Raw genomic sequence first — 22,320 nt, 5'->3', positions numbered from 1 at the left:
GGGGCGGCCCCGGGCTCGTCCGGGAGCGGCCCCGGGCTCGTCCGGCGGTTCACCCCTGTGGTTCCAGGTCCTCCTCCTCGAACACCAGCAGGGTGCGGGTGCTGAGCACCTCGGGGATCGCCTGGAGCCGGGTCAGTACCAGCTCGCGCAACGCCCGGTTGTCCGGGGTGTGCACCAGGAGCAGCACGTCGAAGTCGCCGCCCACCAGGGCGATGTGGGAGGCGCCGGGGAGCTGCCGGAGCTGCTCGCGGACCGTGCGCCAGGTGTTCTGGACGATCTTCAGGGTGATGTACGCCGAGGTGCTGTGACCGGCCCGTTCGTGGTCGACGCGGGCGCCGAAGCCGCGGATGACGCCGTCCTCCACGAGCCGGTTGATCCGGGCGTAGGCGTTCGCGCGCGAGACGTGGACCCGGTCGGCGACCGACCGGACGGACGCACGGCCGTCCGCCTGGAGCATGCGCAGGATGTCCTGGTCTATGGCGTCCAGGGGGCGCGCGGGCGGCAGCGGCCCGCTCCCTCCCGGACTCTCGGCCATTTGTTCAGACGACACCCGGTCCCGCCTCTCCGCCATGGACGTAATGCGTCCATCACAGGCTGTGGACAACCGTTTGTCCACAGCCTGGTGCCACCCGTAGCCAAAATGTGCCGACGACCGAACAATCGGTTGGTGAGGCGCGTCACAGACGCCGCGTCTTCACAAGCCGCTCCCACGAGGAGGTGCCGTCATGACGGTCATGGAGCAGCGGGGCGCTTACCGGCCGACCCCGCCGCCCGCCTGGCAGCCGCGTACCGACCCCGCGCCGCTGCTGCCCGACGCGGAGCCGTACCGGGTGCTCGGCACCGGACGCGCCGACGCGGCCGATCCGGAGCTGCTGTGCCGGCTGTACGCGGAGCTGGTGAAGGGCCGCCGCTACAACGCGCAGGCCACCGCGCTCACCAAGCAGGGCCGTCTCGCGGTCTACCCCTCCAGCACCGGTCAGGAGGCCTGCGAGGTCGCCGCCGCGCTGGTCCTCGAGGAGCAGGACTGGCTCTTCCCGAGCTACCGCGACACGCTCGCCGTCGTCGCCCGCGGGGTCGACCCCGTCGAGACCCTCACCCTCCTGCGCGGCGACCGGCACACCGGGTACGACCCCCGCGAGCACCGGGTCGCGCCGCTGAGCACGCCCCTCGCCACCCAGCTGCCGCATGCCGTCGGACTCGCGCACGCCGCCCGCCTCAAGGGGGACGACGTGGTCGCGCTGGCCATGGTCGGTGACGGCGGGACCAGCGAGGGCGACTTCCACGAGGCGCTGAACTTCGCCGCCGTGTGGCGGGCACCGGTCGTCTTCCTCGTCCAGAACAACGGCTTCGCGATCTCCGTCCCGCTCGCCAAGCAGACCGCGGCCCCGTCGCTGGCCCACAAGGCCGTCGGCTACGGGATGCCCGGCCGTCTGGTCGACGGCAACGACGCGGCCGCCGTGCACGAGGTCCTGGCCGACGCCGTACGCCACGCGCGCGCCGGCGGCGGCCCGACCCTGGTCGAGGCGATCACCTACCGCGTGGAGGCCCACACCAACGCCGACGACGCGACCCGCTACCGGGGCGACGCCGAGGTGGAGACCTGGAAGGGGCACGACCCCGTCGCGCTCCTCGAACAGGAACTGACCCGGCGCGGTCTGCTCGACGACGACCGTATCGCCGCCGTCCGCCAGGACGCCGAGACCATGGCCGCCGACCTGCGGGCCCGCATGAACCAGGACCCGGTGCTCGACCCCATGGACCTGTTCGCCCACGTCTATGCCGAGCCCACTTCCCAGCTGCTGGAGCAGCGGGAGCAGTTGCGTGCCGAACTGGCGGCCGAAGCGGAGAGCGAGGCCGGGCCCGGGGCCGGCTCCGGACCGGGAGGGACGCAGCGATGACCACCGTCGCCGCCAAACCGGCCACCATGGCGCAGGCGCTCACGCGCGCGCTGCGCGACGCGATGGCCGAGGACCCGTCCGTGCACGTCCTGGGCGAGGACGTCGGCACCCTCGGCGGGGTCTTCCGCATCACCGACGGCCTCGCCGAGGAGTTCGGCGAGGACCGCTGCACGGACACCCCGCTGGCCGAGGCGGGCATCCTCGGGACGGCCGTCGGCATGGCGATGTACGGGCTGCGGCCGGTCGTGGAGATGCAGTTCGACGCGTTCGCCTACCCGGCGTTCGAGCAGCTGGTGTCGCACGTCGCGAAGATGCGCAACCGCACGCGCGGGCGGATGCCCCTGCCGCTCACCATCCGCATCCCCTACGGCGGCGGCATCGGCGGCGTCGAGCACCACAGCGACTCCTCCGAGGCGTACTACATGGCGACTCCGGGGCTCCATGTCGTCACGCCCGCGACCGTCCCGGACGCCTACGGGCTGCTGCGTGCCGCCATCGCCTCCGACGACCCGGTCGTCCTCCTCGAACCCAAGCGGCTGTACTGGTCGAAGGACTCCTGGAACCCGGAGCGGCCGTCGGCCGTTGAACCCCTGGGCCGTGCGGTGGTGCGGCGCTCCGGCCGGAGCGCCACGCTCATCACGTACGGGCCGTCCGTTCCCGTCTGCATGGAGGCGGCCGAGGCGGCCCGTGCCGAGGGCTGGGACCTGGAGGTCGTCGACCTGCGCTCGCTGGTGCCGTTCGACGACGAGACGGTGTGCGCCTCGGTGCGGCGGACGGGACGCGCGGTCGTCGTCCATGAGTCGGGCGGCTTCGGCGGTCCCGGCGGCGAGATCGCGGCCCGGGTCACGGAGCGCTGCTTCCACCATCTGGAGGCGCCGGTGCTGCGTGTGGCAGGGTTCGACCTCCCGTATCCACCGCCGATGCTGGAGCGTCACCACCTGCCCGGCGTGGACCGGATCCTGGATGCCGTGGGGCGTCTGCAGTGGGAGGCCGAAAGCTGATGGCACAGGTGCTGGAGTTCAAGCTCCCCGACCTCGGTGAGGGGCTCACCGGGGCGGAGATCGTGCGCTGGCTGGTCGAGGTCGGCGAGGTCGTCGCCGTGGACCAGCCGGTCGTCGAGGTCGAGACGGCCAAGGCGATGGTGGACGTGCCCTGCCCCTATGAGGGCGTGGTCACGGCCCGCTTCGGCGAGGAGGGTGCCGAGGTGCCGGTGGGCGCCCCGCTGATCACGGTCGCGGTGGGCGGCCCGGCCGACGACGACGGCCGTCCGGCGGGGGAGCAGCGTTCCGCAACGGACGGCTCCCGTGCCGACGGCTCGCGGACGGAGGACTCGCGGACGCAGGGCCCGCGCTCGGAGGGCTCCGGCAATGTGCTGGTCGGTTACGGCACTTCGGAGGCACCGGCCCGGCGTCGCAGGGTCCGGCCGGGGCAGCCGGCGCCGGGCGCGTCGGCGACGCCCGCCACGCCCGCCCCGTCCACGGTGAACGGTTGGGCCGCCGCCGGACCGGCACCCGCTGCCCGGAAGGCCCGTACCGCCGAGGTGATGGACGGGCCGGTCCCCGTGATCTCGCCACTGGTGCGCCGGCTGGCCCGGCAGAACGGTCTGGACCTGCGGGAGATGGCCGGTTCCGGGCCCGAGGGGCTGATCCTGAGGGCGGACGTCGAGTACGCGCTCCAGGCCGCCGGAACGCGGGCCGGCAAGGGCCGGACGCCCACCACCGAGCCGCACCCGCGCGTGCCGCCGACGCCGGCGCCGGCGCAGGTACGGGAACCGGCGCCGGCGCACGCGCCGACCGTCGGTGTCCCGGCCGCCCCGGAGGTCACCCGCATCCCCCTCAAGGGCATCCGCGGTGTCATGGCCGACAAGCTCTCCCGCAGCCGTACCGAGATCCCCGACGCGACCTGCTGGGTGGACGCCGACGCGACCGAACTGATGCGGGCGCGGGACGCGATGCGGCGCTTCGCCGAGGAGCGCCCCCAGAGCCCCGTGGCCGGCGGGCCGAAGATCTCCGTGCTCGCCCTGCTGGCCCGGATCTGCACCGCCGCGCTGGCCCGCTTCCCCGAGCTCAACTCCTCCGTGGACATGACGGCCAGGGAGGTCGTCCGGCACACGGCCGTGCATCTCGGCTTCGCCGCGCAGACCGAGCGGGGACTCGTCGTCCCCGTCGTACGGGACGCGCACACGCGCAACGCGGAGTCGCTGACGGCGGAGTTCGCCCGGCTGACCGAGGCGGCCCGCACGGGAACGCTGACGCCGGCGGAACTCACGGGCGGCACGTTCACGCTGAACAACTACGGCGTCTTCGGCGTCGACGGCTCCACCCCGATCATCAACCACCCGGAGGCGGCCATGCTCGGCGTCGGCCGCATCGTCCCCAGGCCCTGGGTGCACGAGGGCGAGCTGGCGGTGAGGCAGGTCGTGCAGCTCTCGCTCACCTTCGACCACCGGGTCTGTGACGGCGGGACGGCAGGCGGCTTCCTGCGGTACGTGGCGGACTGCGTGGAGCAACCGGCGGTGCTGCTGAGGACGCTGTGACGTCCTGTTCCCCCTGACCGTGTTGTCCGTGCCCCCGCGTTCCCCGTGCTCGCGGGGGCACGCATACTCGGGGGGTGACCGAGTACGAGCTCCCGGGTGCTCCCGGAGCCGCTGGCGACCGCACCCGTGACCGCGACCCCGCGCCGGACCGGGCGGCGCCCGCCGCGTACGACGGGCCCGCCGCGCCCTCCACACGTCCCACGCCCGCCGTGCCCCCCGCCTACGACGCCCTCGTGCTGGCCGGCGGGGGTGCCCGGCGGCTCGGGGGCGCGGACAAGCCCGGGGTGCGGGTGGGCGGCCGGTCGCTGCTCGACCGGGTGCTGGCCGCCTGCTCCGGTGCCCGCTCCACCGTCGTCGTGGCCGACCCCCGGCCCACCTCCCGGCCCGTGTCCTGGGCACGGGAGGAGCCGACGGGCGGCGGACCGCTCGCCGCGCTCGACGCGGGGCTCCGGCTGAGCACCGCGGAGTACGCCGTCCTGCTCTCCGCCGACCTGCCGTTCCTCGACGCGCCCACCGTCGACGAGCTGCTGACCACCCTTCGGACGAGCACGGCGGACGGGGTCCTGCTGACCGACGCCGACGGCCGGGACCAGCCGCTCGTGGCCGCGTACCGGACGGCGGCCCTGCGTCGCGGACTGGCGGTGCTCGCCGAACGGCACGGCGCGTTGGCCGGGCTGCCGCTGCGCCGGCTGACCGGCTCGCTCGACCTCACCCGAATCCTCGGCCCAGTGGCGTCGTTCGACTGCGACACCTGGGACGACATCGCCGCCGCCAGAGCACGCATCAGGGAGCATGGACACGTGTTGGATGAATGGATTTCCGCAGTCAAGGACGAGCTGGGCATCGATCTGGACGTCGACACCGGCCTCCTCCTCGACCTCGCCCGCGACGCCGCCCACGGTGTGGCCAGGCCGGCGGCGCCGCTGACCACCTTCCTCGTCGGCTATGCGGCCGCCCGCGCGGGCGGTGACCAGGAGGCCGTCGCCGAGGCCGCGCGCAAGGCCGCCGCCCTCGCCGCCCGCTGGGCCGACGAGGACACCACCGGCGCCGCGTCCGGGCAGCCCACGGACCAGCAGCCCACGGACCAGCAGTCGGACGCCACCGGCACAGCCCCCGGAGGGGCCCCCGACCCGGCCCCCGGCACGCGTCCGGACGCCGGATGAACGCGCCCGAGGCCCGAGCCGGCAAGGGCACCGAGGCCACCGACGAGGCCGAGGATCCCGATGATCTCGACGTCGAGGAGGCTCTCGCCCTCGTGAACGACGCCTTTGGCCGCACCCCCGGCGACCCCGCGCGCGCTCGTGCCCGCGACCCCCGGCGGGACGGGCCCCGGTCCGCCCCGGACGGCCGGAGCCCCGTCACCCGCCCCTCGCACCACGACGACCGCCACGCCCTCCTCTCCTGGACCGAGGCCCGCACCGTCGCCGAGCGCGCCGCACGCCGGGGCACCGGCAGCCGGGCCGCCCACCGCGCCCCGGTCCCCGTGCCGCTCGACGCCGCCCTCGGCCTCACCCTGGCCGCCCCCCTCACGGCCCTCACCGACCTGCCCTCCTTCGACACCTCGGCCATGGACGGCTGGGCGGTCTCCGGGCCCGGACCCTGGGCCGTACGGGAGGAAGGCGTCCTCGCCGGGCACGCCGAGCACCCACCGCTCACCGACGGCGAAGCCGTCCGGATCGCCACCGGCGCCCGTGTCCCCCCGGACACCACCGCCGTTCTGCGCAGCGAACACGGCCATACCGACGACAACGGCCGGCTGCACGCCACCCCGCCCCGGTCCGCCACCGCATCCCGGCCGCCGGGCGCATCCCGCGCCGGGTCCGTCTCCACGGTCGCGCACGGTCAGGACATCCGCCCGCGCGGCCAGGAGTGCCGCAGCGGCGAGCAGCTGCTGTCCGTCGGCACCCTGGTGACCCCGGCCGTGCTGGGCCTCGCCGCGGCCGCCGGGTACGACACGCTCAGTACCCTCCCCCGCCCCCGCGTCGAGGTCCTCGTCCTCGGCGACGAGCTGCTCACCGGAGGCCTGCCGCACGACGGACTGATCCGGGACGCCCTCGGCCCGATGCTGCCGCCCTGGCTGCGCGCACTCGGTGCCGAGGTCACCGCCGTCCGCCGGGTCCGCGACGACGCGCAGACGCTGTACAGGGCGATCACGAGGTCCGAGGCCGACGTCGTCCTCACCACCGGCGGTACCGCCGCGGGCCCGGTCGACCACGTCCACCCGACGCTGCGCCGCATCGGCGCCGAACTCCTCGTGGACGGGGTCGAGGTGCGCCCCGGCCACCCCATGCTCCTGGCCCGCACCAAGGAGAACCAGTACCTCGTCGGCCTGCCCGGCAACCCCCTTGCCGCTGTCTCCGGGCTGCTCACGCTCGCCGAACCCCTGCTGCGGACCCTCGCGGGCCGTCCCGCCCCCGAGCCGTACACGATGCCGTTGCGGGACGCGGTGCAGGGACATCCGCACGACACCCGGCTCGTCCCGGTCGTGCTGCGCGGTGACGCAGCCCTGCCGTTGCACTACAACGGTCCCGCCATGCTGCGGGGCGTCGCGGCGGCCGACGCCCTCGCGGTCGTCCCCCCGGGTGGTACGCGGCCCGGCCAGGAGACGGAACTGCTGGATCTGCCCTGGGCGTCCGGGGGAATCGGGGTGTGTTTCACGTGAAACTTTCGGGCGAGGATGTCATGGCCCGTCAGGCGGACGAGCACTTGGTGACACACCGGGTGAAACTGCCGAGGAAGGTGGTCGAGCACCCGATCCGCCAGGTCGCCAAGCGGCTCTCCATGGCGTTGCTCCTCCTCGTGGTGACGGCGTTGATCGTGTACGTCGACCGCGACGGTTACACCGACAACTCCGACGGCACCCTCGACTTCCTCGATGCCTTCTACTACGCGACCGTCACCCTCTCCACCACGGGGTACGGCGACATCACCCCGGTCAGCGACGCTGCCCGGCTGACCAACATCTTCGTCGTCACGCCGTTGCGCGTGATGTTTCTGATCATCCTGGTCGGCACCACCCTCGAAGCCCTCACCGAACGTACGCGGGAGGAGTGGCGACTGAACCGCTGGAGGTCCACATTGCGTGATCACACCGTCGTCGTCGGATACGGCACGAAGGGCAGGTCCGCGATCAAGACCGTCTGCGCGACGGGGCTCCGCAAGGAGCAGGTCGTGGTGGTCGACCCCAGCAGCAAGGCGATCGAGGCCGCGGCGGCCGACGGATTCGCGGGCGTCATAGGCGACGCGACGCGCAGTGAGGTGCTGAAACGGGCCGAGGCCTACCGGGCGAAGCAGATCATCATCGCCACCCAGCGCGACGACACGGCCGTGCTGGTGACGCTGACGGCCCGCCAGCTCAACCGCGGCGCGAAGATCGTGGTCGCGGTGCGCGAGGAGGAGAACGCTCCCTTGCTGAAGCAGTCGGGTGCCGACGCGGTCATCACCAGTGCCAGCGCGGCCGGCCGGCTGCTCGGTCTGTCCGTGCTCAGCCCCGCGGCCGGCATGGTGATGGAGGACCTCATCCAGCAGGGCACCGGTCTCGACATGGTCGAACGACCGGTCATAAAGGCCGAGGTGGGCAAGTCGCCGCGCGAGGTCGACGATCTGGTGGTGAGTGTCCTGCGCGGGCACCGGGTGCTCGGCTACGACGACGCGAACGTCGGGACGCTGGAGCTGACGGACCGGCTGATCACCATCGTGCGGGCGACGCCGGGCCGTCAGGTCGCTCCCGACATCCGCCCGCTCCACGACTGACACCACCGGGACACGCGGGAGACGACGTGGCGCCCTGGAGTCGTCCGGCTCCAGGGCGCCACGCCGTCTCCCGCGGCGTTCGCCGGCCCGCCTCACTTGCGGTTGTAGAGCCGCATCGTGACCGGTCCGAAGACCAGGATGAACAGGACGGACCAGCCCAGTGACCAGGCCACCTCGTCGGCCGGCCAGTCCCCCGCCATCAGTCCGCGCACCGCGGACGCCAGGTGCGTGACGGGACTGTTGTTGACGAAGGCCTGGAGCCAGCCCGGCATGGTGCGGGGGTCGACGAAGACATTGGACAGGAAGGTGAGCGGGAAGATCACCATCATGCTGACGCCCATCACGGACTTCTCGGTGCGCAGCATCAGCCCGAACATCGTCCAGATCCACGAGAACGCGAACGCGAAGACCACCAGCAGCGCGATCCCGGCGAGCACACCGGCGACCCCGCCGTCCGGCCGGTAGCCGAGGATGATGCCCACGGTGAGCATCACGACGGACGCGATGGTGTAGCGCAGGGCGTCCCCGAGCAGATAGCCGACCATCGTCGAGGGCCGCCAGATCGGCAGGGTGCGGAACCGGTCGAAGACGCCCTTCTCGATGTCCGTGTTGACCGAGACACCGGTGTACATCGTGATCATCACGACCGACATCACCAGGATGCCCGGCAGCAGGAACTGGATGTACTCCGTCGGCGAGCCGGCCAGCGCCCCGCCGAAGAGGTACGTGTACATCAGCACCATCATGATCGGGAACGCGGTGACGTCGAAGAGCTGCTCCGGCACATGCTTGATCTTGAGGATCGCGCGCCAGCCGAACGTCAGCGAGGCCGACCACGCGCTGGGCCGCGGCGGGCGCTCCTTGGCGACCAGCAGCTCGGCGAGGGAGTCGGTGCGGACCGGGGCGAGTTCCGCGCTCTCGGTGGTCGTCGTCACGGTGCTCATGCCGCCACCTCGTCCTTCGGGTCGGAGGAGTCGTCGGCGCCGGCGTTGGCCCCGGCCCCTGTCCCGGAACCGGCCCCGGAGCCCGATGCCTGGGTGTCGTGGCCGGTGAGGGCGAGGAACACCTCGTCCAGGCTCGGCTGGCCGAGCGAGAAGTTGTCGACGGTGATGCCGGCCGTGGCCAGTTCGCTCAGCGCGCGGGCGGCCTGTTCGGCGGCGGTGTCCTGGCTCGCGGCCGCGCCCAGACGGGCGGTGAGCGTCACCGGGTCGGGGTCGGGCTGCACCTGTGCGTCGAGCAGGCGGCGCAGCAGGTCCGCGGCGAGCGGCCGTTGATCCGGATCGCGCAGCCGTAGATGTACGGTGCCGGCGCCGACGGACGCCTTCAGCTCACCCTTGGTGCCCTCGGCGATCACCTTCCCGCGGTCGATGACGGCGATCCGGGACGCCAGCTGGTCGGCCTCGTCCAGATACTGCGTGGTCAGCAGCACGGTCGTGCCCTGGGCGACCACCGCGCGCACGATGTCCCACACCTGGTTGCGGCTGCGCGGGTCCAGGCCGGTCGTCGGTTCGTCGAGGAACAGCAGGTCGGGGGTGTTGAGGATGGACGCGGCGATGTCGATACGGCGCCGCATTCCGCCCGAGTAGTGCTTGACCTGCTTCGCCGCCGCGTCCGTCAGGCCGAACGCCTCCAGGAGCTGGGCGGCACGGCTGCGGGCGCCCGGTTTGCGGTGGCCGAGGAGCCGGGCCAGCAGAACCAGGTTCTCGGCACCGGTGAGATCCTCGTCCACGGACGCGTACTGCCCGGTGAGGCTCACCAGGCCGCGCACCGTGTCGGCCTCGCGCACGATGTCGTGGCCGAAGACATGGGCGTCGCCGCCGTCCGGCCTCAGCAGGGTGGCGAGCATCTTCACGGTGGTGGTCTTGCCTGCGCCGTTCGGTCCGAGGACGCCGTACACCGTGCCGGCCGGGACGGCGAGATCGACTCCGTCGACGGCCCGTGTCTCACCGAAGGTCTTGACCAGGCCGGCGGTTTCGATCGCCAGGCCGGACGTCTGCGTGCTCATGCTTCGGGTCCTTCCGCGTGCTTGGGCTACGCATGGGAGACCTTCACGGTCGCGTAAATTCATCGCTCCCGCACAGGGGTTTTCCGCGAACCGGACCAATGACGGACCCCGCCCTCCGCCCATGGACCGAGGCCGGTCCCCGGATCGGTCCCCGGGCCGCACCTCAGGCCGGGCTCCGGGCCGCACCTCAGGCCGGTCTCCGGGCCGCACCTCAGGCCGGGCTCCGGGCCGCACCTCAGGCCGGTCTCCGGGCCGCACCTCAGGCCGGTCTCCGGGCCGCACCTCAGGCCGGTCTCCGGGCCGCACCTCAGGCCGGTCCCAGGGCCGGTCCCCGTCGGGCCTCGTCGGTTCCTGAATCGAGCCGGGCCGTACGTGGAGCGGGCCGCCGTTCCGGCCGGCCGGGCACTCCCCGTCCCCGAGGAGCCGCACGCGGGGCGGGAGAAACGATCACCGAGGCACCCCCGATGAGCCGTGCCGGACATTCGGCGTCACGAAAAGGTAACGCCGCGGGATGGGTGGGACATCCTCCGCTCCTCCTCCGTGCAACACCTTCTTCGAGAAGAACTGGAGCTTCCCTCGATGTCTCAGCACCGTAAATCGCACGGCAGGACCCACGCGAAGACCGGCGGTCCGCGCAAACGGATCATGATCGCGTCCGGAGTCCTCCTGGCGCTGGGCGGGGTGATGACGCTGACGCTGCAGGGCGGCTCGGACGACACCGACCGTGCGACCTCCGCGAAGACCCAGGTGCAGCAGTCCGCCGGCGATCGTGCCACCGAGGGGGACGCGGGCGCCCGGGGGAGCCGTGCGGAAGAGCTGAAGGCCACGCGGCGGGAAGCCCAGAAGATGGACCAGGCCACCGACGCGGAGGAGCGGGCGAGCCGCGCACGAGCCGCGAAGACGGCACAGACGGAGCGGAAGCGGGCCGAACAGAAGCGGGAGGCCGGGCAGAAGAGCGAAGCCGCAGCGGAGGAAACCCGTGAGAAGACGGCGGCGCCGGAGAAGCAGCGGCAACAACAGGAGGAGACCCGGGCCGCACAGGGGAACAGCGGCGGCGGCTCCTCCGCCGGCATGTCCGCCGATGAGCGCAAGCTCATATCCCTCCTCAACGAGCGCCGCAGCAGCATGGGGCTTCCTCCCGTCGAGGCGAGCGACGACCTGGCGAACCAGGCCGAACAGTGCTCCGCGCGCAGCCTCGCGAAGAACGCCCTCGAGCACTGCGGCCACGAGGTTCTCTTCTCGGGCGGTTCCGGCAACACGCCCGAGGTGATGATCGAGGCCTGGTTCAACAGCCCGGGGCACAAGACCGCGCTCACCTACGGCAGTTCGACCAGGGCGGGCGCAGCGATCGTCACCAACGGCGAGGGCCGGCTCGTCGCGGCCATCAACATCGACTACTGAACGGCCCGACCCCGGGGAGGCCGCCGCCGGGACGGACCCCGGCAGCGGCCTCCTGTCCGTGGCCGCCGCCCGGCCGGGAGGACGGAATCCCGGGGACGAGGCCGCCCACCGCGCGTTCCGTTCGACGGCCGGGCCCGGGGACACCGGTGGCGCCGGCGTCGCGACAGCGCAGATCATGTCGATCGGAGGGGTGGGGCTCGGTGGAGCCGCACCGAGCCGGGCCCCGCCCGTGCGTCCCGCGCCCCCGGTGGGGTGCGGGCGGTACCCCGGCACCATCACCGTGGCCGACGCCACGGTGGCACGGGTAGGGCCCCCACCGTGCGACAGGAGGTAGCGTCGGGCCCCATGAAGGCAGTCACCATCACGCAGCCGGGCGGTCCCGAAGAGCTCACGTGGGCGGAGGTGCCGGACCCCGTGCCCGGACCGGGCGAAGTCCTCGTCGATGTTGCCGCGAGTGCCGTGAACCGCGCGGACATCCTCCAGAGGCAGGGCTTCTACAACCCGCCACCCGGCGCTTCCCCGTACCCGGGCCTGGAGTGTTCCGGGCGGATCGCCGCCTGCGGGTCCGACACGGCCGGCTGGGCCGTGGGAGACGAGGTGTGCGCGCTGCTCGTGGGCGGAGGCTACGCGGAGCAGGTCGCCGTCCCGGTCGGCCAGTTGCTCCCCGTCCCCCAGGGGCTCGACCTCAAGCAGGCAGCCGCGCTCCCGGAGGTCGTCTGCACGGTCTGGTCGAACGTCTTCATGGTGGCCCACCTCCGTCCCGGCGAGACGCTGCTCGTGCACGGCGGCTCCAGCGGCATCGGCACCATGGCGATCCAGCTGGCCAAGGCCGTCGGTGCCAGGGTCGCCGTCACGGCCGGTACGAAGGAGAAGCTGGAGCGCTGCGCCGAACTGGGTGCCGACATCCTGATCAACTACCGCGAGCAGGACTTCGTGGCCGAGCTGGAGCAGGCCACCGACGGCGCCGGCGCGGACGTCATCCTCGACAACATGGGCGCCAAGTACCTGGACCGCAACGTCAAGGCCCTCGCCGTCAACGGCCGGCTCGCGATCATCGGTATGCAGGGCGGCGTCAAGGGCGAACTGAACATCGGCGCCCTCCTCGGCAAGCGTGCCGCCATCAGCGCGACCTCGCTGCGCGCCCGGCCGCCGGCGGAGAAGGCGGCGATCGTCGCGGCCGTGCGGGAACACGTCTGGCCGCTGATCGAGGGCGGTCATGTCCGTCCCGTCGTCGACCGTGAGATCCCGATGCAGGACGCGGCCGAAGCCCACCGGTTCGTGGAGGCCAGCGGCCACATCGGCAAGGTGCTGCTGATCGCGCCGTAGGACTTCGGGAGGTCCGTGGGCTTCGTGCTTCAGCTCCGCCTCAGCCTGAGGCCCACGAACGCCAGTCCCAGTCCGAGCCCCATCAGGACCAGTCCGCTGCCCAGCGGCAGGATGCGCAGCATGGGCCCGGTGGAGCGCCCGGTGCCGGCGACGGTGTCCGCCGTGGGCTGCCGCGACACCTCGGAGGACGCCGTGGCCACAGCCTCCTGCGACGGGGGAGCCCGATGGACGGTGCCGGCCCCGGACTCCTCGGATCCGTCCGTACCGTCTCCGGAGTCCGGGACGGATCCGGGGTCCTCCGCACCGACGGGTGCCCTGCCCGGCTTCTCGGGGACGCCGCTCGCGCCGTCGCCCGGGCGGGAGGGACGAGGCACGGGGCTCGCGCCGTCGCCGGTGCCCGGCCCGTCGTCCCGTCCCTCCCCCGGGTCCGCCTTCCCGGTCCCTTCGGTCCCTTCGGACCCCTCGGGCCTCTCGCTCCTCTCCTCCGGTCCGGTCACCTCCCGCCCCGGCCGCTTCCGCCCCTCCCCGGGACGGCTACCGGCCCTGGAGGGCTGGGCGGAGGGTGAGAGCGACGGCGTCACAGCCGCTGCCGCTGCCGCTGCCGAACGGAAGGAGAAGGGGAGGGGGAGGGGGAAGGGGAAGGGCACGGAGGAGGAAGCAGGAGACGGAGAGGATGAGCGGGCGGGCACGCCGAACCGTCCGCCCACCGCCTCCTGACGCCCGCCCACAGCTCCTTCGGCGCCGTAGGCCACCGCCGTACCGAAGGGCGCCACGGCAGCGCTGTACGGCATCGCCACCCCCGCTCCCGTCCCGGCCGCGGTCACCGCGCCCGTCAGCACCCCGAGGGCGATGCCCGCTCGCAGGGCGAGCCCCGCCCTCGATGCCCTTACTGCACACATCCCTGGAGCCACGACGGTGACCTCCCGCACCGGCCGGTGCCCGTTCGCACCGTCGGCAAGATGGACCGGATGAACCCCCATAGGCTCGCATTCCCGCGCACCCCCGGCATTCCGGATTCCCCCAGACAGGGGGCGGCAGGGGAGGCAGTCAGGGGGCCCCGGAAGTGTGCGGCGGGTGTGCGAGAGAATGGCCTTATGGAGATGCCGAGGAACGAACGGTCGCCGGACAACCCGCAGGTTCTGGTCGTCGGCCAGGACGGGATGGCGCTCGGCGGGGGCACGGGGGACGAGGATTCCCGCGAGGTCCCGGTGACGGAGCAGGTGGAGCAGCCCGCGAAGGTCATGCGGATCGGCAGCATGATCAAGCAGTTGCTGGAGGAGGTGCGCGCGGCTCCTCTGGACGAGGCCAGTAGGGTCCGGCTCAAAGAGATCCACGCCAGCTCGGTGAAGGAGCTGGAGGACGGACTCGCGCCCCAGCTGGTCGAGGAGCTGGAGCGGCTCTCGCTGCCCTTCACGGACGAGGCCACCCCGAGCGACGCCGAACTACGGATCGCGCAGGCCCAGTTGGTGGGCTGGCTGGAGGGCCTCTTCCACGGCATCCAGACCACGCTCTTCGCCCAGCAGATGGCCGCGCGCGCCCAGCTGGAGCAGATGCGCCGGGCCCTTCCGCCGGGCGCCGGTGACGGCGGAGCCGAGGAACACCCGTTGGGCGGCCGCTCGGGCGGTCCGTACCTGTAAGCGTCCCTGACCCGCTGGGGCAGGACAGCTCGAAGGGGCCCGGCTTCGAAGCCGGGCCCCTTCGAGCTGTCCTTTGTTCCTTGCCCTGTGTCCTGGGGCGCTCAGGTTTCCCCAGGAGCCCAGGAGCCCAGGAGCCCAGGAGCTCAGCCGGCCGGCGGGTTGCCCGTGGAGACGTCGAGCTGGATCCTGGGCATGTCCTCGGGGTCGGCGGCCGTACCGGGGGCGGGGAACTGGTTCATGACCGTTCCCTCGCCGTACGTGTTCTCGTCGACGTTCCGCACCTCCAGGTCCCAGCCGGCGGCCTGGAAGCACTCCTTGACCGACTTGATGTACTTGAACTTCAGCTTCGGGACCTCGATCTTGTCCTCGTCGTTGTAGGACTCCTCCGGGTCCGTGCAATCCTCCGGGTCGATCGTCCTGGACGGGTCGGGCCCGCGGTAGCCGGCCGCCTTGGAGGCCGACACCGACGCGCTGACGCCCGGGTCGCCGCCCTTGTCGTTCTCGTCGCCGCCGCCGTTGGCCAGCAGCGCCGCGACCAGGCCGCCGACGGCGAGGACGGACACGACGACCGAGCCGATGATCACCGGCTTGTTGTTCCTGCCGCCGCCCGGGCCGCCCGAGCCCGGACCCTGGGGCGACAGGTGGTACGGCGGCGGCGTCGACGGACCGCCCTGGGGCACGCCGTACGGGGAATGGGGTGTCGCGTAGCCGCCCTGCGGGGCGCCCTGCTGCGGGTAGCCGTACGACGGGGCCGGGCCCGGCGCTGCCGGGGTGCCGTACGGGTTCGGGGTGTGGTGCTGGGGCGGGCCCGGCGTGTACGGCGTCTGGACGCCGCCCGGGGCCGCCGGTGCCGACTGGTCGACGGGCGGGAAGACCGCGGAACCGACGCCCGAGCCGCTCTGCCCGTGCGTGCCGGGGACGATGCTCGGCGGGGCCGCCTGGAAGGACTGGCTCACCCGCAGGCACTCGCCGCGCATGGCTTCGGCGCTGGGGAAACGCTCGTTCGGGTTCTTCTTCAGCGCGCGGGTGATCAGCGCGTCCACGGCCGGGGGCAGCGAGCGGTTGACCGAGGAGGCGAGCGGCGGCTCCTCCTGGACGTGCGCGTACGCGATGGCCAGCGGCGAGTCGGCGTCGAACGGGATCCGTCCGGTGACCAGTTGGAAGAGCATGATGCCGACCGAGTACAGGTCGGAGCGGGCGTCGACGCCCCGCCCGAGCGCCTGCTCGGGCGAGAGGTACTGCGGGGTGCCGACGACCATGCCGGTCTGCGTCATCGAGGTCACGCCGGACTGCATGGCGCGGGCGATGCCGAAGTCCATCACCTTGACCACGCCGCGCTTGGTCATCATCACGTTGCCCGGCTTGATGTCCCGGTGGACCAGGCCCATCTCGTGGCTGATCTCCAGGGCGGCCAGCACGTCCGCGGTGATCTTCAGCGCTTTGTCGGCGGGCATCGCGCCCTGCTGCCGTATGTCCTCGTCGAGCACGGAGCCCAGCGGACGGCCCTCGACGTACTCCATGACGATGTACGGCGTCGTCATGCCGTCCACATCGTCCTCGCCGGTGTCGAAGACCGAGACGATGTTGGTGTGCGTGAGCTTCGCCACGGACTGGGCCTCGCGGCGGAAGCGTTCGCGGAAGGCCTGCTCCCTGCCGAGTTCCGTGTGCAGGGTCTTGATCGCGACCTGACGGTCGAGCACGCTGTCGTACGCGAGGTGGACGGAGGCCATGCCACCCTGGCCGAGCAGGTCCCGCAGTCGGTAGCGGCCGCCGGCGAGCGCCCGCCCCGCGTTGTGGCCCTGTGCGCCGTCCTGGCTCATGTTCAGCGTCCCCCGTAGCCTCTCCGGCCCTGCCGTCGGCGACCGATTCCTCGTAGATCCAATGCGCTATACCCGGCCAAGTCTGCCCCAGGCCACCGACACGTCAAGCGTGGGGCCCGTTCCGTGACCGTACGGGAGAGAAGCGTCGCGGAAGCGTTACAGGGGACGTGAGGACGGTGCACGGAATTTGCACGACGATATGGATTGCGGGTTTCATGGCCGGTCCGTCTCATGCTCGTTCCTGGCAACCCGTCCCGGACCGGAGGTCGGCGTGAAGGCTGTAGCGTGGCCGACGGAGACCGTGACAACACCGCGCGCACCGCGGGCAGAAACGACGGCGAGGACTGATGGCACAGCAGCAGCGCGCTCAGGGCCCGTCCGACCCCGAGGCGACTGGCGGCGGCATGTCGGACGCGCCGGACAACTGGGGTAACGGCGGACTGGTCGGTGACGGACGTTACCGGCTGACGCACCGACTCGGCCGGGGCGGTATGGCCGAGGTGTTCGCCGCCGAGGACGTGCGGCTCGGGCGGACGGTCGCCGTCAAACTGATGCATGCCGATCTCGCCGAGGACCCGATCGCCAAAGCGCGGTTCACGCGCGAGGCGCAGTCGGTGGCCGGTCTCAACCACCACTCGATCGTCGCCGTGTACGACTCCGGTGAGGACGTCGTGGGCAGCCAGTCCGTGCCGTACATCGTCATGGAGATCGTCGAGGGCCGCACGATCCGCGATCTCCTGATCAACGCCGAGGCGCCCGGCCCCGAACAGGCGCTGATCATCGTCTCCGGCGTCCTGGAGGCGCTGGCCTACTCGCACCAGCACGGCATCGTGCACCGCGACATCAAACCCGCCAACGTCATCATCACGCACAACGGTGCCGTGAAGGTCATGGACTTCGGCATCGCCCGCGCGCTGCACGGCGCGTCCACGACGATGACGCAGACCGGCATGGTCATGGGCACCCCGCAGTACCTCTCGCCCGAGCAGGCGCTCGGCAAGGCCGTCGACCACCGGTCCGACCTGTACGCGACCGGCTGCATGCTGTACGAACTCCTGGCGCTGCGGCCCCCGTTCACCGGTGAGACGCCGCTGTCCGTGGTCTACCAGCACGTGCAGGACATCCCCACGCCTCCGTCGGAGGTCTCGGACGCCAGCCCCCCGGAGCTGGACGGGCTTGTCATGCGCTCACTCGCCAAGGAACCGGACGACCGGTTCCAGACGGCCGAGGAGATGCGTGGGCTGATCCAGTACGGGCTGCAGATGCTCTACGACCAGGGCGGCCACACCGGCACCTGGAACACCGGCCCGGTCGACATGCACGAGGGCCGGCACACCCCGGCGGCGGGTTTCGCGGGCACGACGGCGATGCCGCACCCGGACGCCTCCGGCACCGCGGCCATTCCGAAGCCGATTCTCCCCAACCGGTACGGCAACGGGGACGACGGCGGTTTCGAGGGCGGCGACAACCAGGGCGACGGCCGCGGCAAGCTGTGGATCCTCGCGGTGCTCGCGGTGATCGCCGTCGTCGCGGGCGTCGCGCTCGCGCTGAGCAACGGCGACGGCGAAAAGAACGACAAGAAGCCGACCGAATCCCCCTCCTCCTCGCAGACCAGCGAGAAGGAGAAGCCCAGCGCGTCACCGGACGAGGACGACACCAGCGAGGAACCGGAAGTGCCGAACACGGACCCCGGCACCGGCACCGGCTCCGGAGGCGGCGGCTTCGTCCCGTCGTACAACCCGACCCCGGCCCCGACGCAGAGCCAGCCGCAGCCCGAGGAGCCGACGGGCGAGCCGACGGACGTCCAGACGACGCCGACGGAGACCGAGCCGGAGAACCCGCCGGAGTCGCCGTCGGTGCCCGACCCGGAGTCGGGTGGCGCCGACGGCGGCGTGGACGGCGGCGTGGACGGCGGCGTTGACGGCGGAGCTGTCACCGGCGGCTGAACACGGACCCCACGTACGGACCACGGGGCGGGCGCTCGGCGTCCGCCCCGTCCCGCGTCCGCCCCGCCGGGCGCCCGCCTCACCCCGTGAACGCCGCGCGCACCGCGTCGTACTCCCGGCTCCACCACACCACCAGGGCGGCCGTGGCCGGGAACTGGGAGTCCGCGCGGGTGTCGTCGCGCTCGTAGTGCCAGCGGAGCATCCAGAAGTCGTTGAGGCGTTCCCACCACACCCGGTGCACCGCCGCGGCGAGCTGGGCGGACGTGGCCCCCGCGCCGCGCCGGTACGCGCGCGCGTAGGACCGTACGCGCGGCAGGTCGAGGGTGCCCGAGGGCCGCACGAAGAAGATCGCTGCGGCGCGTACGGCCTCCTCCGCGCGAGGCTGGACGCCGAGCCGGTCCCAGTCGACGATCGCCGCGGGCGTGCTCCCCCGGTACAGCACGTTGAACGGGTGGAAGTCGCCGTGCACCCACCCCACCGCGCCCCCGCGCGGAGGACGCCGGCCGGCGTGCCGCTCCAGAAGGGTCCGCCGTTCCAGGAGCCGGCGGCGGGCGAGGGCGTCGAAGGAGTCGGCGGGGTGGTGCCGGCGGACGCGGCCGAGCAACTCGTCGATGAGGGTGAGGGTGTCGGACGGGTCGGCGCTCTCCGCCGGAGCGCCGTGGGCCCGCGTGGGGGCCGGCATCACGCGTTCCAGACCGGCGTGCACCGCACCGAGCAGTGCCCCGAGCCGTGCGCACTGTCCCGGCGTGAGCTGTCCGCCGTGCCGGTGCCGGCCGTCGATCCAGGGATGCAGGGCGTACGCGTGGCCGCCGACCACGGTGACCGTGCGCCCGTCCCGGGCGGGCAGCGGCGGGGCCACCGGCACGCCCAGGCCGGCCAGGCGCCGGGTGGCCCGGTGCTGGCGGACGATCGCGGCCGGATCGGCGGTCTCGGGGTCGAAGTGGTGCTTGAGGAAGTAGCGGCCGTGGGTCGTACGCAGGCGGTAGCCGCGGTTGAGCAGGCCCTCGTCGACGGGCTCGCAGGTCACCGCGGAACCGGCGGCGTACCGGCGCAGCAGGGCGCCCAAAGGGAGCGCGCAAGGAACAGGGGGTAGTACACGTAAGGGCGACACGCGCCAGATGCTAGGGCACCGCGCGGGCCCGTGAGCTGTGCGTTGTCACAGCCAGTCATTTCCGGTCGCACTATGTGCTCGATCTGCCCGGGGCGGTAGCCGGACGGAGTGCCGGAAGGGATGCCGGGCAGCCGCCCGCTGGAAGTGGGGCAGGAGTCCGGTGGAAGTGCGGCAGGAGTCCGGCGGGACGCCGGCCCGCCGCCGGACGGTACGCCGGGCGCGCGCGGGACACGACCCTTCCCGAGTCCGGGGTCGGCGGGATAACGTGCCGTTGCTCCGGCCTCCTGCAAGGCTGTGACCAGCGCGCCTTTCCAGCCTTTCCGATTTACTTGGAAATCCAAGCAAAATCCCAGGTCAGGAATGGTTTCCCAGAAATGTGGCGCACTGGGTAACGTGCTATGTGCAGGTCGCTCGCCGGGGCACCTGTCACGCCTGTTCCCGGCCGAGCGGCACCCACCCCGTGCCCGTGGTCGAGAAGAGGTGAGCCTCCCCCAGGCTTCGACGAGCTGGAGGGGGACCCCAGACCTACCGGCAATCCCGGGGGTCGGACCGACGGAGGAGCACACGTGACCGTGGAGAGCACTGCCGCGCGCACACCGCGACGCAGCGCCGGAAGTGATGCCGGCGCCACTGGCGCCCAGCGCACCACCAGCACCACCGCCAAGAAGGCGGTCCCGGCAAAGAAGGCGACCGCGGCCAAGAAGGCACTCGCGGCCAAGAAGGCACCCGCCGTGAAGAAGGCACCCGCCGTGAAGAAGACCCCGGCGGCCGGGAAGACCGGCGGCACGAAGCCGCGGGGCGCCGAACCCCACCTCGTACAGCTGCTGACGCCCGAGGGCGAGCGGGTCCGGAACGCCGAGTTCGACCAGTACGTCTCCGGTGTCACCCCCGAGGAGTTCCGCGGCCTGTACCGCGACATGGTGCTCACCCGCCGCTTCGACGCCGAGGCCACCGCGCTCCAGCGCCAGGGCGAGCTGGGCCTGTGGGCCTCGCTGCTGGGCCAGGAGGCGGCGCAGATCGGCTCCGGGCGCGCGCTGCGCGACGACGACTACGTCTTCCCCACCTACCGCGAGCACGGCGTCGCCTGGTGCCGCGGGGTGGACCCGACCAACCTGCTCGGCATGTTCCGCGGCGTCAACAACGGCGGCTGGGACCCGAACAGCAACAACTTCCACCTGTACACGATCGTCATCGGCTCCCAGGCGCTGCACGCCACGGGCTACGCGATGGGTGTCGCCAAGGACGGCGCGGACAGCGCGGTGATCGCCTACTTCGGCGACGGCGCCTCCAGCCAGGGCGACGTGGCCGAGGCCTTCACCTTCTCCGCGGTCTACAACGCCCCGGTGGTGTTCTTCTGCCAGAACAACCAGTGGGCGATCTCCGAGCCGACCGAGAAGCAGTCCCGCGTCCCGCTGTACCAGCGCGCGCAGGGCTTCGGCTTCCCGGGCGTGCGGGTGGACGGCAACGACGTGCTGGCGAGCCTCGCCGTGACCCGGTGGGCCCTGGAGCGGGCCCGTGCCGGTGAGGGACCGACGCTGGTCGAGGCGTTCACCTACCGCATGGGCGCCCACACCACCTCCGACGACCCGACCCGCTACCGCCACGACGACGAGCGGGCCTCCTGGGAGGCCAAGGACCCGATCCTGCGCCTCCGCCGCTACCTGGAGTCCGCCCACCACGCGGACGAGGGATTTTTTGCGGAACTGGAGACCGAGAGCGAGACGTTGGGCAAACGAGTGCGCGAAGCGGTCCGTGCCATGCCGGATCCGGACCACTTCGCCATCTTCGAGAACGCGTACGCGGACGGACACGCCCTCGTCGACGAGGAGCGGGCCCAGTTCGCCGCCTATCAGGCGTCGTTCGCCGACGTGGACGGGGGCAAGTGACATGGCGGAGACCGTGACATTCAAAAACATGGCCCTGGCCAAGGCGATCAACGAGTCGCTGCGCCGCGCCCTGGACACGGACCCCAAGGTCCTCGTCATGGGTGAGGACGTCGGCAAGCTCGGCGGCGTGTTCCGGGTGACGGACGGGCTGCAGAAGGACTTCGGCGAGAGCCGCGTCATCGACACCCCGCTCGCCGAGTCGGGCATCGTCGGCACGGCGATCGGCCTCGCCCTGCGCGGCTACCGCCCGGTGGTCGAGATCCAGTTCGACGGCTTCGTCTTCCCGGCGTACGACCAGATCGTCACGCAGCTCGCGAAGATGCACGCGCGTTCGCTGGGCAAGGTGAAGCTCCCGGTCGTCGTGCGCATCCCCTACGGCGGCGGCATCGGCGCGGTGGAGCACCACTCCGAGTCCCCGGAGTCGCTGTTCGCGCACGTGGCGGGTCTGAAGGTGGTCTCGCCGTCGAACGCGTCGGACGCGTACTGGATGATGCAGCAGGCCATCCAGAGCGACGACCCGGTGATCTTCTTCGAGCCCAAGCGGCGCTACTGGGACAAGGCCGAAGTCAACACCGAGGCGATCCCCGGCCCGCTGCACACCGCGCGCGTGGTCCGTGAGGGCACCGACCTGACGCTGGTGGCGTACGGCCCGATGGTGAAGCTCTGCCAGGAGGTCGCGGACGCGGCCGCCGAGGAGGGCCGCTCCCTGGAGGTCCTGGACCTGCGCTCGGTCTCCCCGCTCGACTTCGACGCGATCCAGACGTCGGTGGAGAAGACCCGCCGCCTGGTCGTCGTCCACGAGGCACCGGTGTTCTTCGGTTCGGGCGCGGAGATCGCCGCGCGGATCACGGAGCGCTGCTTCTACCACCTGGAGGCCCCGGTCCTGCGGGTGGGCGGCTACCACGCCCCGTACCCGCCGGCCCGCCTGGAGGAGTCCTACCTCCCGGACCTGGACCGGGTGCTGGACGCCGTCGACCGCTCGCTGGCGTACTGAGGGAAAG

The 22,320-nt window shown here is 72.2% G+C and carries 18 protein-coding genes; 12 read left to right on the top strand and 6 right to left on the bottom strand.

All coding sequences use genetic code 11. The features are described from left to right. Nucleotides 1–49 precede the first annotated feature (49 nt). A complete protein-coding gene (locus ACIF80_RS30375) occupies nt 50–535 on the bottom strand; it encodes an Lrp/AsnC family transcriptional regulator (RefSeq protein WP_399810439.1) in 486 nt (161 codons plus the stop codon). Between the two features lie 190 nt (nt 536–725). Between ACIF80_RS30375 and pdhA (ACIF80_RS30370) the strand changes: the two genes are divergently transcribed. The 6 genes from pdhA (ACIF80_RS30370) (at nt 726) to ACIF80_RS30345 (ending at nt 8,187) form a co-directional block, all read left to right on the top strand. After that, nucleotides 726–1,898 carry a pyruvate dehydrogenase (acetyl-transferring) E1 component subunit alpha gene (pdhA, locus tag ACIF80_RS30370; RefSeq protein ID WP_399810437.1) on the top strand — a complete coding sequence of 391 codons (1,173 nt, stop codon included), beginning with the start codon at nt 726–728 and terminating at the stop codon, nt 1,896–1,898. Continuing rightward, nucleotides 1,895–2,899 carry an alpha-ketoacid dehydrogenase subunit beta gene (locus tag ACIF80_RS30365; protein WP_399810435.1) on the top strand — a complete coding sequence of 335 codons (1,005 nt, stop codon included), beginning with the start codon at nt 1,895–1,897 and terminating at the stop codon, nt 2,897–2,899. Before pdhA (ACIF80_RS30370) ends, ACIF80_RS30365 begins: the two co-directional genes overlap by 4 nt. Further along, a complete protein-coding gene (locus tag ACIF80_RS30360; RefSeq protein WP_399810433.1) occupies nt 2,899–4,434 on the top strand; it encodes a dihydrolipoamide acetyltransferase family protein in 1,536 nt (511 codons plus the stop codon). Before ACIF80_RS30365 ends, ACIF80_RS30360 begins: the two co-directional genes overlap by 1 nt. 209 nt (nt 4,435–4,643) lie before the next feature. Next, nucleotides 4,644–5,597, top strand: a complete 954-nt coding sequence (locus tag ACIF80_RS30355; RefSeq protein WP_399810542.1) for a DUF6457 domain-containing protein — start codon at nt 4,644–4,646, stop codon at nt 5,595–5,597. Continuing rightward, complete coding sequence (locus ACIF80_RS30350) at nt 5,594–7,096, top strand: molybdopterin molybdotransferase MoeA (RefSeq protein WP_399810431.1); 1,503 nt, start codon at nt 5,594–5,596, stop codon at nt 7,094–7,096. The genes ACIF80_RS30355 and ACIF80_RS30350 overlap by 4 nt, the downstream gene beginning before the upstream one ends. Further along, nucleotides 7,093–8,187 (top strand): potassium channel family protein, encoded by a 1,095-nt coding sequence (locus ACIF80_RS30345; protein ID WP_399810430.1) that lies wholly within the window; start codon nt 7,093–7,095, stop codon nt 8,185–8,187. The genes ACIF80_RS30350 and ACIF80_RS30345 overlap by 4 nt, the downstream gene beginning before the upstream one ends. A gap of 92 nt (nt 8,188–8,279) precedes the next feature. On the opposite strand, the gene ACIF80_RS30340 is transcribed toward ACIF80_RS30345, so the two are convergent. Both ACIF80_RS30340 and ACIF80_RS30335 read right to left on the bottom strand, forming a co-directional pair. Beyond that, complete coding sequence (locus ACIF80_RS30340; protein ID WP_399810429.1) at nt 8,280–9,131, bottom strand: ABC transporter permease; 852 nt, start codon at nt 9,129–9,131, stop codon at nt 8,280–8,282. Continuing rightward, entirely contained in the window at nt 9,128–10,192 is a 1,065-nt protein-coding gene (locus ACIF80_RS30335) for an ATP-binding cassette domain-containing protein (RefSeq protein ID WP_399810427.1), read from the bottom strand. Before ACIF80_RS30335 ends, ACIF80_RS30340 begins: the two co-directional genes overlap by 4 nt. 579 nt (nt 10,193–10,771) lie before the next feature. On the opposite strand from ACIF80_RS30335, the gene ACIF80_RS30330 reads away from it, so the two are divergent. Together ACIF80_RS30330 and ACIF80_RS30325 are read left to right on the top strand one after the other, a co-directional pair. Further along, on the top strand, nt 10,772–11,593 hold the full coding sequence (locus ACIF80_RS30330; protein ID WP_399810426.1) for a CAP domain-containing protein: 822 nt from the start codon (nt 10,772–10,774) through the stop codon (nt 11,591–11,593). Nucleotides 11,594–11,938: 345 nt separating this feature from the next. Continuing rightward, nucleotides 11,939–12,919 (top strand): NAD(P)H-quinone oxidoreductase, encoded by a 981-nt coding sequence (locus ACIF80_RS30325; RefSeq protein ID WP_399810424.1) that lies wholly within the window; start codon nt 11,939–11,941, stop codon nt 12,917–12,919. A 29-nt stretch (nt 12,920–12,948) separates the two neighbouring features. Here ACIF80_RS30325 and ACIF80_RS30320 read toward each other — a convergent pair whose 3' ends face one another. Continuing rightward, on the bottom strand, nt 12,949–13,119 hold the full coding sequence (locus tag ACIF80_RS30320) for a hypothetical protein (RefSeq protein ID WP_399810423.1): 171 nt from the start codon (nt 13,117–13,119) through the stop codon (nt 12,949–12,951). 894 nt (nt 13,120–14,013) lie between these two features. On the opposite strand from ACIF80_RS30320, the gene ACIF80_RS30315 reads away from it, so the two are divergent. Then, nucleotides 14,014–14,556 carry a bacterial proteasome activator family protein gene (locus tag ACIF80_RS30315; protein ID WP_399810421.1) on the top strand — a complete coding sequence of 181 codons (543 nt, stop codon included), beginning with the start codon at nt 14,014–14,016 and terminating at the stop codon, nt 14,554–14,556. Between the two features lie 143 nt (nt 14,557–14,699). On the opposite strand, the gene ACIF80_RS30310 is transcribed toward ACIF80_RS30315, so the two are convergent. Next, entirely contained in the window at nt 14,700–16,376 is a 1,677-nt protein-coding gene (locus ACIF80_RS30310; RefSeq protein ID WP_399810420.1) for a protein kinase, read from the bottom strand. 347 nt (nt 16,377–16,723) lie between these two features. Here ACIF80_RS30310 and ACIF80_RS30305 point away from each other — a divergent pair, with 347 nt between their 5' ends. Continuing rightward, nucleotides 16,724–18,322: a protein kinase gene (locus tag ACIF80_RS30305; protein WP_399810419.1), complete on the top strand. Its 1,599-nt coding sequence runs from the start codon at nt 16,724–16,726 to the stop codon at nt 18,320–18,322. Between the two features lie 79 nt (nt 18,323–18,401). Here the strand turns inward: ACIF80_RS30305 and ACIF80_RS30300 are convergent, their stop codons facing one another. Further along, the gene (locus ACIF80_RS30300) at nt 18,402–19,433 is read right to left on the bottom strand and encodes a phosphotransferase (RefSeq protein WP_399810418.1); all 1,032 of its coding nucleotides are present in this window, start codon (nt 19,431–19,433) and stop codon (nt 18,402–18,404) included. Between the two features lie 566 nt (nt 19,434–19,999). On the opposite strand from ACIF80_RS30300, the gene pdhA (ACIF80_RS30295) reads away from it, so the two are divergent. Together pdhA (ACIF80_RS30295) and ACIF80_RS30290 are read left to right on the top strand one after the other, a co-directional pair. Beyond that, nucleotides 20,000–21,319 (top strand): pyruvate dehydrogenase (acetyl-transferring) E1 component subunit alpha, encoded by a 1,320-nt coding sequence (gene pdhA / locus ACIF80_RS30295; protein WP_399810416.1) that lies wholly within the window; start codon nt 20,000–20,002, stop codon nt 21,317–21,319. Nucleotide 21,320: 1 nt separating this feature from the next. After that, nucleotides 21,321–22,313 (top strand): alpha-ketoacid dehydrogenase subunit beta, encoded by a 993-nt coding sequence (locus ACIF80_RS30290; RefSeq protein WP_381205006.1) that lies wholly within the window; start codon nt 21,321–21,323, stop codon nt 22,311–22,313. The last annotated feature ends 7 nt before the right edge of the window (nt 22,314–22,320 follow it).

Source organism: Streptomyces sp. NPDC085927, assembly GCF_044540975.1.
Classification (GTDB): Bacteria; Actinomycetota; Actinomycetes; order Streptomycetales; family Streptomycetaceae; genus Streptomyces; species Streptomyces hirsutus.
This window is presented reverse-complemented; position numbering and strand designations above follow the sequence as displayed.

Bases quoted from the DNA above. Each gene is read 5' to 3' on its own strand.
- pdhA (WP_399810437.1), top strand. From the start codon at position 726: ATGACGGTCATGGAGCAGCGGGGCGCTTACCGGCCGACCCCGCCGCCC.
- ACIF80_RS30335 (WP_399810427.1), bottom strand. From the start codon at position 10,192: ATGAGCACGCAGACGTCCGGCCTGGCGATCGAAACCGCCGGCCTGGTC.
- ACIF80_RS30350 (WP_399810431.1), top strand. From the start codon at position 5,594: ATGAACGCGCCCGAGGCCCGAGCCGGCAAGGGCACCGAGGCCACCGAC.
- ACIF80_RS30360 (WP_399810433.1), top strand. From the start codon at position 2,899: ATGGCACAGGTGCTGGAGTTCAAGCTCCCCGACCTCGGTGAGGGGCTC.
- ACIF80_RS30315 (WP_399810421.1), top strand. From the start codon at position 14,014: ATGGAGATGCCGAGGAACGAACGGTCGCCGGACAACCCGCAGGTTCTG.
- ACIF80_RS30340 (WP_399810429.1), bottom strand. From the start codon at position 9,131: ATGAGCACCGTGACGACGACCACCGAGAGCGCGGAACTCGCCCCGGTC.
- ACIF80_RS30305 (WP_399810419.1), top strand. From the start codon at position 16,724: ATGGCACAGCAGCAGCGCGCTCAGGGCCCGTCCGACCCCGAGGCGACT.
- ACIF80_RS30365 (WP_399810435.1), top strand. From the start codon at position 1,895: ATGACCACCGTCGCCGCCAAACCGGCCACCATGGCGCAGGCGCTCACG.
- ACIF80_RS30330 (WP_399810426.1), top strand. From the start codon at position 10,772: ATGTCTCAGCACCGTAAATCGCACGGCAGGACCCACGCGAAGACCGGC.
- ACIF80_RS30310 (WP_399810420.1), bottom strand. From the start codon at position 16,376: ATGAGCCAGGACGGCGCACAGGGCCACAACGCGGGGCGGGCGCTCGCC.
- ACIF80_RS30375 (WP_399810439.1), bottom strand. From the start codon at position 535: ATGGCCGAGAGTCCGGGAGGGAGCGGGCCGCTGCCGCCCGCGCGCCCC.
- ACIF80_RS30290 (WP_381205006.1), top strand. From the start codon at position 21,321: ATGGCGGAGACCGTGACATTCAAAAACATGGCCCTGGCCAAGGCGATC.
- ACIF80_RS30325 (WP_399810424.1), top strand. From the start codon at position 11,939: ATGAAGGCAGTCACCATCACGCAGCCGGGCGGTCCCGAAGAGCTCACG.